The following is a 14,964-nucleotide window of genomic DNA, read 5'->3' as shown; positions in this document are numbered from 1 at the left end:
TCTTATCTCTCCCTCAAGGCCTCGCTCTGATAACGGCGGAAGGGGTCAAGGAAGAATTCAATAATGCGTTTCTGCCTTATCTTTATTTCCGCACTGGCTGTCATACCTGGTCCTAAAAATACTTCTTTATCGCCTACCAACACATTATTCTTATCCAGATTAAGCATTACCCGATAAACTCGCCCCTTATCTTTATCTTCTACTGCATCTGGACTGACATCAACTACCACTGCATCAATGGTACCATATTTTTGGAAACTAAAGGTCTCAATTTTTATTTCTGCCTGTTGACCATTATGGACAAATCCAATGTCCTTGTTGGCAACCCAAGACTCTACTGCCAAAGTAACATCCTCAGGCACAATTACCATAAGTGGTTGAGCAGCAGTAACGACTCCACCAACGGTATGCACAGCCAACTGTGTCACCCTACCATCCACTGGTGCTGTAATATGTGACAATCGTTCTTTTTCGGCAGTCTTTTTTAATTCTTCATTGTAGGCCGCCACTTGTTTGCGGTCCTCTACCAATTTAGTATCTATGTCTCGATCATGTTCAGCTATGACGCCCGCCTGTACCTCCCGGCTTTGTGTAATTGCTGATTGTAATCGATTGAGATTAGCAATTTGAGAAGCCAGATTTTGTTCCAGCTCCAATCGTTTCGATCGATAATCAAGCAACACAAACATAGCTACAGCATTTTGAGCTACCAATTTATCAATACGTTCTTCCCTATCTTTAGCAATATCATATAATACCTGAAATTTATCTCTGTCAATCATCGCCATTTCTAAGCTAACTTGATTCTGCGCAATACTAGACTCTGCGCCTGCCAGTTTAGCGCGAAATTCACTTTGCCTACTCTGATAAAGTCTAAGTTGAAATTCTAGATCTTTAGCGTCAAGCTCTGCTGTTGTTTGTGGTGAGAAAGGCGCACCCGTTTTTTCAGCCATCAACCTTTCCATTTCCAAATTGTAATATACTAACTCTTTCTTTACGCGAGCTAAATCAGCTGCCGAAAAAGTAGTATCCAATTCCATCAATAACTGCCCTTTAGTTACCTTATCACCATCCTGCACACCAATAGCCTTAACGACACCTTTATCTTCAGCCTGTACCACTTTAACAGACCCTACAGGGATTAATTTTCCTGGGGCTACTGCCACCTCATCTACATGACCAAATATGGACCATATTATACCGAGGGTAATAAGGAGAAATATTGTCCACATGACAATTCGCCCAGTTGGCGATGGTGGTTTTTCCATCACTTCCAAGACAGCTGGCAAAAAATCTTTTTCACTTGAGGACAAACGTCCTTTAACATGCATACCAAAATACATTTGTAACTTTTTTAACATTATCGTACCTCTTGTTGTAACATATATAAATTATAATACAAACCTTTTTTAGCAAGTAGTTCCTCATGTGTTCCCTGCTCAACGATACAACCCCTGTCGACTACTACAATAAGATCACATCGCCGCACCGTAGACAACCTATGAGCAATAATCAGCGCTGTACGGCCAGCAGTAATATGATCCATATTCTTCATAATAATACGTTCTGACTGATAGTCCAAAGCACTGGTGGCTTCATCGAAAATCAAAATCCTTGGATTCACAAGAATAGCCCTAGCAATAGCAATGCGTTGACGCTGCCCCCCAGACAAGGCCATACCTCGTTCTCCGACTCGAGTGTCATAGCCTTCAGACAATTCCAGAATAAATTCGTGGGCACCAGCAATCTCAGCTGCACGAATGACCTCCTCCATGGATGCTCCCGGACGAGCAGTGGCAATATTATCTCGCACACTACCATTGAATAGAAAGTTTTCCTGAAGAACCACACCAATTTGACGCCTTAGCCACGCTGGATCCATCTGGGATACATCCCCGTCATCCAGTAAAATTCGGCCTTTTTCCGGTAAATATAACCGCTGCACTAGCTTGGTTAAAGTGCTCTTGCCAGATCCTGATCGTCCCACAATACCGATCTTCATACCTGCTTTAATATGTAAACCAATTCCTTGTAATACAGGTGGTGCATCAGGTACATAGCGAAAAACTACTTGTTCAAAAGTAATACTGCCTTGCAGAGGTTTTAGTCCCCCTTGCACCCCAGAATGATTTACCATTTCTGGTGGCGTAGCAATAATATCTCCCAGCCGTTCAGCTGACAATGCCGCTTGCTGAAACTGCTGCCACATGCCCATCAACCTTTGAAGAGGCTCCCCTGCCTGCCCTGCCAACATTTGAAATGCAATTAATTGACCAATCGTCATATGCCCATCAATTACCATATGCCCACCAAACCATAACAAAGCAAAGCCAGATAAACGCTGAATTAGGGAACCGCTATTTCCCAGGATAATACCAACTACTGCACTATCAAAAGTAGTCTTAACATAACGTGACAGCATTTGTTCCCAACGATAATTAAATTGGGGCTCAACCGCCAAAGATTTTATGGTATGAATGCCTGTCACTGTCTCCACCAGAAAAGAATTACTTTCCGCCCCAGCAGCCCATACTGCCTCTAAGCGTTTTTGATAAATGGGAGTAGCGAAAATATTTTGAAAGAGAAAAAATGGCATAGCCGCTAAGGCAATCCAAGTTAGAAAAGAGCTGTAATAAAACATCACAGCAATAAACACTATAGAAAAAAAAGTATCCATTAATGCCGTTAAAGCCGTACCCGTCATAAACTCTCTGATAGTATTTAAGGCTGATATACGCATGAGGGTATCACCCACACGCCGCAGTTCAAAATAGCGAAGTGGCAAAGCAGTAATATGACGAAATAATCTGGCACCCAAGATGACATCCACCTTGTTCGTAGTATGAGTAAATACATAAGTTCGCAAAATACCCAAGGCTGTCTGAAGCACTCCTGAGGCTAAGAGGGCTACTGCCAATACATCTAATGTGGATGTCCCATTATAAGGAAGAACCTTGTCTATAATAACTTGAGTAAATAAGGGCGTCACAAGACCAAATAATTGAAGAAAAAATGCCGCAACTATGGTTTCAGCGAAAAACTTTTTAAACAGTATTAACGATGGCATAAACCAACCAACATTAAAACGCTTCTTACATTCTTTGAAACTGAAAGGTTTTCTAAGAGTAATAATTTGACCGCTCCATAGTTTTACAAACTCTTCTACAGCTACAGTCTGACTTCGCCGCGTCCTAGGATCAAATACGATAATTCTCCCCTCAGTACAACGCCCAATCACCACATAGCCGTCACCCTGCATAATGGCAATAGCCGGTATCGGCTGATTTCCAAGCTCGCCTGTAGGTACACTCAGTTTCTTTGTCTTCAGTTTTAAACATTTTGCTGCCTGGATTAAGGTGTTAGTATCCATCAGCCTCTCGCCTAGTCTACAGTTCTGGCGCAGTGCCTCTTCCTCAGCAGCTATCCCTAAAGCCTGAACCACCAACACCAGACAAACCAGCCCGGTATCAACTGACTTATCATCTAGAATGTCTTCTTGTTCCTGTAAAAGTTTCATCATAATCTGTTATACCTCGACAAAATCGTTTATTAACAATACCTAAATTGTTTAATTCGCTAATAAATGATAATTACCTTTGAAATCGACATATCCTCTGGTAATATGTAAAGTTTAATTCTTATTGCTTGCTATGAAACTCATCAATTTCTATTTCATAAAAAACTAGCTTCAGAATGTAAACAAAGTCGTTAATGCAATTTTAATGCTTCTTTAATCTTGTTTTTAAGTGTATCTAGCTATTTTAAAAACATAGTTTGTCTACAACCTGAAAAATATCCCCCCCAAGGAGCTAAATAATCTGCAAATTAAATACCGGCTAAAGAGATAATACATGTTAATAGTGATTCATGAGAACCCCCTAAAGTATATTTTATCTACTTTAGGGGGTTCTCTTTATAGGCCAAACTCTTTTATATTAAACTACATTATATCCTAAATCGGCAATTGCGCCTTTATCCAGTGAAGTAATTGGGTATCTTGCTCCTGGGGTTGCATACGGGTTCATAATGGGATGGGTTCCGTCGCTCATTACGGTTGGTCCAAAATGATCGAGTCCCGTATTGAGCGGCACCGGACCACCGTACGCCAATTCTGCATTTTGTCCAATGAAATTGGTTCCAGATATAAGATTGTGCCACTGTTGGGATGTACCAATACCAAGAACATGTCCCATTTCATGTGTGGCTACATTTAAAAAGTCAATTTGATTACTTGGTATATCGTTGGTTGTCAGCGGAGTCTGATCGAAATACCAGTTTGTATCAATATCGAACTGAATAGCTCCCGCCTCTGGCTCAAACGCTGATCCAGCATGGTAACCGCCGCTACTGCTTGGTCCGCCAAGTCCCAATAAGCTTCCGCCTTGTCCTAATTGATGAGCCCCAACAAAGATGGTCAGATCAGCACCTGGAGTTAGATTACTACTATTAATTAATGTCCCTGTACCGGTAGAAGGATTCGTGATATAAAAAGACTGTCCAGGCGTAATACTAGGGAAATTTTCGTTGATAACACTTTCCCAAGCACTAGCCGCTTCATTCAACACCTGCCGTTTAAGAGGGTCATCAAAGAAATGGTTGGTATCCAGTGAATAGTCAAACTCAATATTGAAAGCTCCTGGCGTAGTATTTAAATCACTACTCCAGCTGAAATTGGAAATACTATCGGTGGAACCATCTCCAAAGATAAAATTATCTACTTTGTTAGAACCTCCCAGATACCAATTTTTCATGGTAATGGAATCACTGCCTGCTGTTTTCAACACAAGATCATTACTATTCTTCGTGATGATTACATTACTTTTATTAATCCCAGCTCCAAACTTAATCGTATCACCACCGTTGCCAGCCATATCCATAATGGTGTCTTGCCCAAAACCAGAATTGAAAACGTAAGTATCATTGCCAGCGCCACCATATAGTGTATCGTTACCCGATCCACCAATCAAAGTGTTAGCACCAGCACCACCCTTTAATATATCATTGCCAGCACCACCATCAATCGTTACGTCACTAGCACCAGCGGTAATCGCATCGGCAAAATTACTGCCAACTACTTTTTCAATACCAACAAAGTTTATTTTACTTAAATCAATAATGGCACCTACAGTAGAGCTTGCAGCAGTCAATGTATCAACCCCGGTTCCACCATCAAAGAGAATCCCTGCCGAGTTAAATACTAGAGTATCATCACCTGCGCCGCCGTAAAGTTTGTCAGCTCCTCCTTTGCCATCAAGGACATCGCTATTGCCTCCGCCTGTTAGTACATTTGCCACAGTGTTACCTGTAAGAGTATTACTTCCTGAGCCACCGATAACATTTTCAAAGTCGGTAAATTGAGTTGTTAAATTAATTGTTAAGGATCCTGTCTGGGCACTAGCATCCAGAGTATCCGTGCCTACCCCACCTTTTATTTTAGTAGGGTCATAGGAAGTGTAGTATTTTACCGTGTCATTGCCAGCGCCTGCATCAATGGTATCAATACCAGCACCGCCATCAATTATGTCATCGCCATTACCAGATGAGATAATATCATTACCGCTGGTCCCTTTAATGACGTCATTATAATTACTGCCAATTACCTGTTGAATATTAGAAAAAACACCATTCGTTAAATCAATACTAACACCCGTCGCAGACGGAGCAGCCGTTAGAATATTTACTCCCGTACCACCGTCTACAAGAGCGTTGCCAGCATGGAACACCATCGTATCATTTCCATTACCGCCATAGATACTATCGGCACCCTTTCCGCCATCAATATAATCGTTACCATCCCCACCAATTAAGATATTTGTTTGATCATTACCAGTTAAAGTGTCGTTGCCTGAGCCACCTGTAATGTTTTCAAAGTCTTTAAATTGGGTTGCTAAGTTAATATTGACAGCAGTAGTAAGAGCGCTAGCATCTAATGTATCTATGCCATTACCGCCCTTTACGCTAGTAGCGGTAAGCGTCGAATAATATTTGACAATATCATCGCCATCGCCAGCAATAATGATATCACTGCCACCCTTTCCATCAATAATATCATTACCTGCTCCGCCTATCAGAGTATTGACACCAATGGTACCTGTCAACACATCGTCACCTAAGCCGCCAGTTATATTTTCAAAGTCAGTGAACTGGGTACCCAGATTAAAAGTTACTCCAGTCGTCTGAGCACTGGCATCCAATGTGTCAATCCCTAATCCACCTTTTATTTGGGAAGGAGTATAGGAAGCATAATATTTTACAGTATCATTGCCGGCTCCCGCATCAATCGTATCATCACCGCCACCGCCGTCAATGACATTAGCAAGTGCATTGCCTGTTAACGTATCATTGCCAGAAGTTGCAATAATGTTTTCGATATCTGGGAATTGGTTTAGATTAATAACAGTGGAAGATAAAGAGCTTGCATCTAAGGTATCAATACCAGCTCCACCCTTTATATTAGTAGGTACAATTGATGTATAATACTTTATTGTATCATTTCCAGCACCGCCATCAATAATATCATTACCGCCACCACCGTCTATAATATCATCACCAGCTCCACCAGATAAATTGTCCGCCCCGGCAGTGCCGATCAAAGTATCGTTATAATTACTGCCTACAAACTTTTCAATATTGGTAAACATGGACGAATTCAAGTCAATAGTTACGCCGCTAGCAGAAGAGGCAGCAGTCACAATATCTACCCCGAGTCCACCATCTACCAAAACATCCGCTGAGTCAAATACAATAGTATCATTTCCAGCCCCGCCATAAATTTTATCGCCACCAATGCTACCATCAAGATAGTCGTCTCCTGCGCCACCATCCAATGTATCATTTCCTGCGCCGCCAACTAAAGTATTCGCTAACGCATTACCAGTCAAAACATCAGCACCAGTACCACCTACAATGTTTTCAAAGTCAGTAAACTGCGTATTAAGATCGATATTTACTCCTGATGCCTGTGCACTGGCATCCAGTGTATCAATCCCTAATCCACCTTTTATTTTGGAAGGAGTATAGGAAGCATAATATTTTACAGTATCATTGCCGGCTCCCGCATCAATCGTATCATCACCGCCACCGCCGTCAATGACATTAGCAAGTGCATTACCTGTTAATATGTCATTGTTAGCGGTAGTAATAAGATTTTCAAAATCAGTAAACTGAGTAGTAAGATTAATAGTTAATCCAGTGGCCTGTGCACTGGCATCCAACGTATCAATACCTGCTCCACCTTTTATTTTAGTAGGGTCATAAGAAGTATAATATTTTACCGTGTCATTGCCAGCGCCTGCATCAATGGTATCAATACCAGCACCGCCATCAATTATGTCATCGCCATTACCAGATGAGATAATATCATTACCGCTGGTCCCTTTAATGACGTCATTATAATTACTGCCAATTACCTGTTGAATATTAGAAAAAGCACCATTCGTTAAGTCAATACTAACACCCGTCGCAGACGGAGCAGCCGTTAGAATATTTACTCCCGTACCACCGTCTACAAGAGCGTTGTCAGCATGGAACACAATCGTATCATTTCCATTACCGCCATAGATACTATCGGCACCCTTTCCACCATCAATATAATCGTTACCATCCCCACCAATTAAGATATTTGTTTGATCATTACCAGTTAAAGTGTCGTTGCCTGAGCCACCTGTAATGTTTTCAAAGTCTTTAAATTGGGTTGCTAAGTTAATATTGACAGCAGCAGTAAGAGCGCTAGCATCTAATGTATCTATGCCATTACCGCTCTTTACGTTAGTAGCGGTAAGCGTCGAATAATATTTGACAATATCATCGCCATCGCCAGCATTAATGATATCACTGCCACCCTTTCCATCAATAATATCATTACCTGCTCCGCCTATCAGAGTATTGACACCAATGGTACCTGTCAACACATCGTCACCTAAGCCGCCAGTTATATTTTCAAAGTCAGTAAACTGGGTAGTAAGATTAATAGTTACTCCAGTCGTCTGTGCACTGGCATCCAGTGTATCAATCCCTAATCCACCTTTTATTTTGGAAGGAGTATAGGAAGCATAATATTTTACAGTATCATTGCCGGCTCCCGCATCAATCGTATCATCACCGCCACCGCCGTCAATGACATTAGCAAGTGCATTACCTGTTACTGTGTCATTGTTAGCGGTAGTAATAAGATTTTCAAAATCAGTAAACTGAGTAGTAAGATTAATAGTTAATCCAGTGGCCTGTGCACTGGCATCCAACGTATCAATACCTGCTCCACCTTTTATTTTAGTAGGGTCATAAGAAGTATAATATTTTACCGTGTCATTGCCAGCGCCTGCATCAATGGTATCAATACCAGCACCGCCATCAATTATGTCATCGCCATTACCAGATGAGATAATATCATTACCGCTGGTCCCTTTAATGACGTCATTATAATTACTGCCAATTACTTGTTGAATATTAGAAAAAACACCATTCGTTAAGTCAATACTAACTCCCGTCGCAGACGGAGCAGCCGTTAGAATATTTACTCCCGTACCACCATCTACAAGAGCGTTGTCAGCATGGAACACAATCGTATCATTTCCATTACCGCCATAGATACTATCGGCACCCTTTCCACCATCAATATAATCGTTACCATCCCCACCAATTAAGATATTTGTTTGATCATTACCAGTTAAAGTGTCGTTGCTTGAGCCACCTGTAATGTTTTCAAAGTCTTTAAATTGGGTTGCTAAGTTAATATTGACAGCAGTAGTAAGAGCGCTAGCATCTAATGTATCTATGCCATTACCGCCCTTTACGTTAGTAGCGGTAAGCGTCGAATAATATTTGACAATATCATCGCCATCGCCAGCATTAATGATATCACTGCCACCCTTTCCATCAATAATATCATTACCTGCTCCGCCCATCAGAGTATTGACACCAATGGTACCTGTCAACACATCGTCACCTGAACCGCCAGTTATATTTTCAAAGTCAGTAAACTGGGTAGTAAGATTAATAGCTACTCCAGTCGTCTGGGCACTGGCATCCAACGTATCAATACCTAATCCACCTGTAATTTTAGAAGGAGTGTACGAAGTATAATACTTTACAATGTCATTTCCAGCTCCTACATTAATGGAATCATCACCGCCACCACCATCAACTACATCATCGCCTGCAGTACCAAGAAGTATGTCGTTCCCTGTTGTTCCATTGATATTTGCCATGTTTTTCTCCCCCATTTTTTCTACTAACTTACTAAAATACAACCAGCATGTACTACTTGTAAAAAACAAAAAACCAGACAGATTGTCTGGTTTAACATCATTTCTTACGAAATGGTAACCTGGCAATCATAGACTTCCTACAGTCCTTAGACCCATGGCTTTGCGCCCTCACCTTTCAGTAAGTTTGCCTAATTTTATGTGTAAAAAAAAATGTCATTTTTTGTAACATCATTACCATTATTAAACTATATTATTATTATGTTGTCAATAAAATTAAATTATAATTTAATAAACTTCATTTAGAAAATTCTTTTGTTTTAGAATCGTACTTACATACAAGTACTGATTTTCTTATTTGTAAAACTTTTGAATCAATTAAATCATATTTTATTGGTACAGGCTGAAGTCATGAGGATTTACAGTGAAAAAATGAGATTGCTTTTCACACGGTATGCCTTCCCCGTGATTGTTGTTATCCACCAACAACAAAATACTTTCTATTGGTGAACAACAACAAAAAAGGCTCTAGCAAGAAAGCTAGAACCCTTGATTTCATATGGTGCGCCTGGGGCGATTCGAACGCTCGACACACGGCTTAGAGTTTTTAGGCTATAGTTTTATTAAAAACAACAGGCTTTAATACATGCAAACTGCGTAAATTTCAATAGCTTTCTTCTATATAATTGCTTTCTATTCATTTCATATTATCTTGTATTGGTGGACAAAAATCTGATTGACTATTATGGCTGCTTTATGATTTTCGGAACCCCATTCTGTTATGACAATTTGTTGCGAGTTTGTTGAAATTTATTGTTTCACCTGTTTAAACAACCAGTCTCTAACACCTTCAATCGTATAGGCGTACTGCCAGGTATACCGATGGTTGCCGTTCTTGAAGACCGTATAATAGATGTTACTGCCTGCGGCAAGCATATTACTCACATCAGTTGCGAATTCCGCCGCACTGGATTCCGCAGACCAAGTTGCCTTGCTGACAGTAGCACCCTGCTTCTTCAAAGCTTCAGTGATGGAATCCATGCCTGGGTTAGCCTTGTTATCACCCTCAGATACAACGATCCATAAGTTTTTCTTTACCATTGGAGTTACCTTGTTCACATCCCACTGACAAGCAACCAATAGTGATGCTGCAAACATGTCAGGATACTTGATCTCCATAGCAATAGAAGTCATTCCTCCCATTGATTGACCAGTGTTATATAGACGGTTGGAATCTATGCTGTACTGCTTTTCTAAATCTTTTACAAGATCCACTGTGATATCCATTTGTTCAGTAGTCTGAGAAGTGTCATCAGCAATAATACTAGTATACTGTGGGGCGAGTACAAAGCATTCGTTCTTTGCTTGTTCAGATGGTTCTGCCCAGACAACAGCTCCTAAGCCCTGAGTTAATGTATTTGTAGGGTTGTTGCTAACAACACCTGCATCATGCATAAATAATACCAACGGATACTTCTTAGACGGATCGTAATTTTTTGGCACATATAGATTGTACATCAATTTTTCATTGTTGTAGTTTGGATCTGTATAAACAAGTTTCTTGAAGTCATCCACCACTAAATTAATGTCCTTACTGTTTGTCATCACCTTGGAATCCGCCTTGTAGGTTTGACCTCCCACAGTTGCGATGTCGCCGCTCTGTGTTACATTGACTGTCAATGGTTTGCTTTCGGCTGAATCAGTTGCTACGAAGCCTAAGGTTGGACCACCGTTGCCAGGGGGCCGATTCCCCCCCTGAGAAGCACCCTGCTCGGCATTGCCATTTTGGCCGTTACCAGCTCCATTGGCATCATTGCTTGCTCCATTGCCACCACCATATCCTGTATCAGGTGTAATAGTTGTATCAAGCTCAACAATGACATATTGACCGTTTACGCCCTTATATGCTTTTTCCGCCGCAGTATTGGCATATACCTTCGTAACATTCTTGTCTTCAACCGTGAAGTCTGAGGCCTTTAGCTTAGAGGTGTCTATGGCGCTATCGTATTCCACTGCTACAGCGCTTACCTTTTGTCCATCCCCAAATACCTCATTGATTGCTGTGACACTTTTAATATGCTTATGCTTCATATTTTCTATCGTCATTTGTTTGTTCCCCAAAGCATCAGTTATTTGTACATCCACGCCCTCTGCTGCAAATGTTAATGAATTCATTGTCATCACAAGCATTAGAAATGCTATTAAGGTTGATACTATTCTTTTCATTTATAAACTACTCCGTTCACAAGCTCGGTGGCAATGGTAAGAACCCGTTGTAACCGAGCTTTTTTTTATTTTACAACTATGATTTTGAAATTACAGGCAACTACAAAAAATATGTAACCAGGAATCTACTGCATATTCCGGTTTGATTCGGCCACCAATTCCGGTCACATGCGGCCACTCGCTTACTTATTGGCCCTTAAGTCACTTTTCCAGCTTTACTCCGTTTTTCTCAAAGTGTTGCATTCTTTATTGCAATCTACACTGCTTTTTTTCTAATCTTAAATAGTATAACATGGGCCTTTTATTGCTTTGAAGGGTTACACAGTTTTTTTGAATGCATTTAAAATTTATGATTTATCATAATTTCCCAGATCATTTCTCTAAAGTTACAGCCTTTTTCCTGGACTCACGCCAGCCAGCAATCTTTTCTGCAATATTCTCCACTACAACAAAGAGAACAGGAATTAGAAATATTCCAATTGAAGTTGCTGCAAGCATACCACCAACAACGGCTGTTCCCATGGAATTTCTGGCCGCGGCGCCGGCGCCTGTTGCCATAACTAAAGGCAAGCAACCGATAATAAATGCCAATGAGGTCATAAGAATCGGCCGCAAACGGGTTTTCGCCGCTTCAATAGCAGCCTGTACCGGCTTCATGCCACTATCAACTCTGACTTTGCCAAACTCAACAATGAGGATAGCATTTTTGGCAGCCAGGCCAATAAGCATAACTAACCCAATTTGCATATATACACTATTTTCCAAATTGCACACATACTGGAACAGGAAGGCTCCAAAAACACCGGTTGGTACCGAAAGCAATACCGCAAAGGGAACACTCCAGCTTTCATACAAAGCAGCCAAACACAAAAAGACAAACACAATCGCCAGCCCGAAAGCAAGCGCCGTACGCGAGCCGGCAAGCTTTTCCTCACGGCTTTGCCCCGACCACTCATAGGTATAACCCTCAGATAAAGTTTGCTGTGCCACCTCTTCGAGTGCAGCCATAGCTTGGCCGGAGCTGTACCCGTCTGCCTGTCTGCCGTTGATTTGAACAGCCTTAACCCCATTATACCGGGTAATAATAGTTGGCGCATTAATCTGCTTGGGTTTAAGTAGTGTGTTTAACGGAACCATCACGTTATTGGAACTTTTTACATAAAGAAAACGGGTTGCATCCACATCACCACGGAATGTGTTTTCTGCTTGCACGATAACTTTATAGGATCGACCAAATTTATTAAAATCGTTAACCTGGCTGCCACCAAGGAATACTTGCAATGCCGTAAATACATCATTAACAGCCACTCCCAGTTGTTCAGCCTTTTCACGGTCTACCTCAAATTCATAGCTTGGAGTATTGGCTTTAAAGTTTGACGATATCGAGGCAATCTCCGGACGCTCTTTTGCGGCCGTCACGACTTTTTGGGCCATGCTGTCCAAATCATTCAGTGAACCACCACTCCGATCTTGCAACATCAGGGTAAAGCCGCCAACCGTTCCCAATCCCGGTAAGCTCGGGGGAGCAAATGAAATTACTGTGCCTTCCGGATACTGAGCTCCATCCATGATTGTCTGTTTTATTTCGTCTTTTAGCTGTAATTCGGGTTTTTGCCGCTTATCCCAAGAATCCAGAGAAATAGACATGGCTCCGGCATTAGGCTTTGAGCCTCCACCCAGTATATCCCTGCTTGGCATCAACATGATATTTTTAACCCCAGGCTGCGCACTTACTTTTTCGGTAAATTGCCGCATAACATCAATTGTTCTGTTCAAACTGGATGCCTCAGGTAAAGTAATAGACGTCATATAATAGCCCTGGTCTTCATCAGGTACAAAGGAGGATGGCACCAGTTTATATAATCCCCCAGTCAGGATGAGTAACACGATAAGCAGAACCAGGCACAGGCGGGCTTTAGGAATAATCCTGCCTAGTCCATTGCCATACCGCGCCAGATTGTTTTCAAACCAATTATTGAATTGGCTAAAAAAACGCGCCAACACACCGGGGTGCTCCTGTTCTTCATGGGGTTTAAGTAGCATCACGCACAGGGCCGGTGTAAGTGACAAAGCAACAATGGCTGACAAAGCCATTGAAACCACGATGGTTAACGCAAATTGTTTATATAAAATTCCCGTAGTACCGCTTAAAAACGCAACCGGAATAAATACCGACGCCAAGACAAAGGCAATGGCAACAACCGGGCCGGATACTTCACTCATGGCCCGTTTAGTAGCCGTGAGCGGCGAAAGCCCTGAATAGCGCATATGATGTTCGACCGCTTCAATAACGACAATGGCGTCATCAACAACCAGACCGATCGCCAGCACCAGCGCAAACAGAGTAAGCGTATTGATGGTAAAACCTAATACACTAAAAGCGCCAAAAGTACCCAATAAAGATACAGGAATTGCCAGCAAGGGAATCAACGTAGCTCGCCAGCTTTGCAAAAATACAAATACCACAATGACCACTAATAACAATGCTTCGGCAAAGGTTTTAACGACTTCCTTCATAGACTCGCGTACGAATTCGGTACTATCAACAGTAATATTATACTGCATATCTCCTGGGAAATTCTTCGATGCGTTTTCAATTACTGCTTTTACATTACTAATAGTCTCTAGGGAATTGGCATCACTTGTTAATTTAACGCCAAACCCGGTGGATAAATGACCGTTTAGAAAGGCACCACCAGCATCATAATCCTTGCTGCCGAGTTCCACCCGGGCAATATCCTTAATCCTGACAAAGGATCCATCTGATTTTGAACGCACAATGATATTCTCAAACTCTTTCGCATCAGTGAGGCGACCTTTTACTCTGGCCGTATACTGAAATTGCTGTTCAGATGCCACAGGCATTTTACCAAAAGTGCCGGCGGCAGCCTGGACATTCTGCGTTTCAATTGCAGAGGTCACTTCATCGACTGAAATGCCGAGTTGTGCCATCTTTTCCGGTTGCAGCCAAATCCGCATACTGTAGTTTGAACCGAATTCATCTACTTCGCCAACACCTTTAACCCGTTTGATATCATCAATAAGATAAATACTGCCGTAGTTTTTTAAGAAATTACGATCAAAGCTGTCACTCGGTGACCAGAGATTAAAAATCAACGACGTATCTTGTGATGATTTACGGGTAGTTACCCCGGCTGTTTGTACCGTACCTGGCAACGAGGCGTTGGCCTGCGCCACCCGGCTCTGTGCTTGCACGGCAGCCGTATCAGAATTTTTGTCTGTCTCAAACTGAATTCTAAGTGAATAGGAACCGGAATCGGTACTGTTGGAAGACATACTAACCATATCTTCGACTCCATTGACCTGTTCTTCAATAACCTGGGCAACTGTCTGATCAACAACATCCGCATTCGCGCCCTGGTATGTGGTGCTTACCGAAATTGTCGGCGGCGATATTTTGGGGTACTGCGCTACCGGCAGGGTGAACGCGGCAACCGAACCCAGTAAAGTAATGATAATTGACAAAACGATGGCGAAAATAGGACGGTTAATAAAGAAATTAGCCATATAAGCG

General features: G+C 41.7%; 5 protein-coding genes and 1 riboswitch. All 5 genes read right to left on the bottom strand.

The window, feature by feature from the left end; all coding sequences use genetic code 11:
• Positions 1-2 precede the first annotated feature (2 nt).
• Complete coding sequence (locus UFO1_RS01480; RefSeq protein ID WP_051788787.1) at positions 3-1,361, bottom strand: HlyD family type I secretion periplasmic adaptor subunit; 1,359 nt, start codon at positions 1,359-1,361, stop codon at positions 3-5.
• Positions 1,361-3,520, bottom strand: a complete 2,160-nt coding sequence (locus UFO1_RS01475) for a peptidase domain-containing ABC transporter (protein ID WP_038667006.1) — start codon at positions 3,518-3,520, stop codon at positions 1,361-1,363. The genes UFO1_RS01480 and UFO1_RS01475 overlap by 1 nt, the downstream gene beginning before the upstream one ends.
• A gap of 415 nt (positions 3,521-3,935) precedes the next feature.
• Entirely contained in the window at positions 3,936-9,206 is a 5,271-nt protein-coding gene (locus tag UFO1_RS24845) for a matrixin family metalloprotease (RefSeq protein ID WP_071841977.1), read from the bottom strand.
• A gap of 110 nt (positions 9,207-9,316) precedes the next feature.
• A riboswitch (cyclic di-GMP riboswitch) is annotated at positions 9,317-9,405 on the bottom strand.
• Between the two features lie 608 nt (positions 9,406-10,013).
• Complete coding sequence (locus tag UFO1_RS01465) at positions 10,014-11,429, bottom strand: alpha/beta hydrolase-fold protein (RefSeq protein ID WP_201771048.1); 1,416 nt, start codon at positions 11,427-11,429, stop codon at positions 10,014-10,016.
• Between the two features lie 372 nt (positions 11,430-11,801).
• Positions 11,802-14,957 carry an efflux RND transporter permease subunit gene (locus UFO1_RS01460; protein ID WP_038667000.1) on the bottom strand — a complete coding sequence of 1,052 codons (3,156 nt, stop codon included), beginning with the start codon at positions 14,955-14,957 and terminating at the stop codon, positions 11,802-11,804.
• Positions 14,958-14,964: the final 7 nt, after the last annotated feature.

Source organism: Pelosinus sp. UFO1 (genome assembly GCF_000725345.1).
Lineage (GTDB): Bacteria > Bacillota > Negativicutes > DSM-13327 > DSM-13327 > Pelosinus.
The sequence above is the reverse complement of the archived record's forward strand: the minus strand, read 5'-3'. Positions and strand labels throughout refer to the sequence as shown.

Bases quoted from the DNA above. Each gene is read 5' to 3' on its own strand.
- UFO1_RS24845 (WP_071841977.1), bottom strand. From the start codon at position 9,206: ATGGCAAATATCAATGGAACAACAGGGAACGACATACTTCTTGGTACT.
- UFO1_RS01460 (WP_038667000.1), bottom strand. From the start codon at position 14,957: ATGGCTAATTTCTTTATTAACCGTCCTATTTTCGCCATCGTTTTGTCA.
- UFO1_RS01475 (WP_038667006.1), bottom strand. From the start codon at position 3,520: ATGATGAAACTTTTACAGGAACAAGAAGACATTCTAGATGATAAGTCA.
- UFO1_RS01465 (WP_201771048.1), bottom strand. From the start codon at position 11,429: ATGAAAAGAATAGTATCAACCTTAATAGCATTTCTAATGCTTGTGATG.
- UFO1_RS01480 (WP_051788787.1), bottom strand. From the start codon at position 1,361: ATGTTAAAAAAGTTACAAATGTATTTTGGTATGCATGTTAAAGGACGT.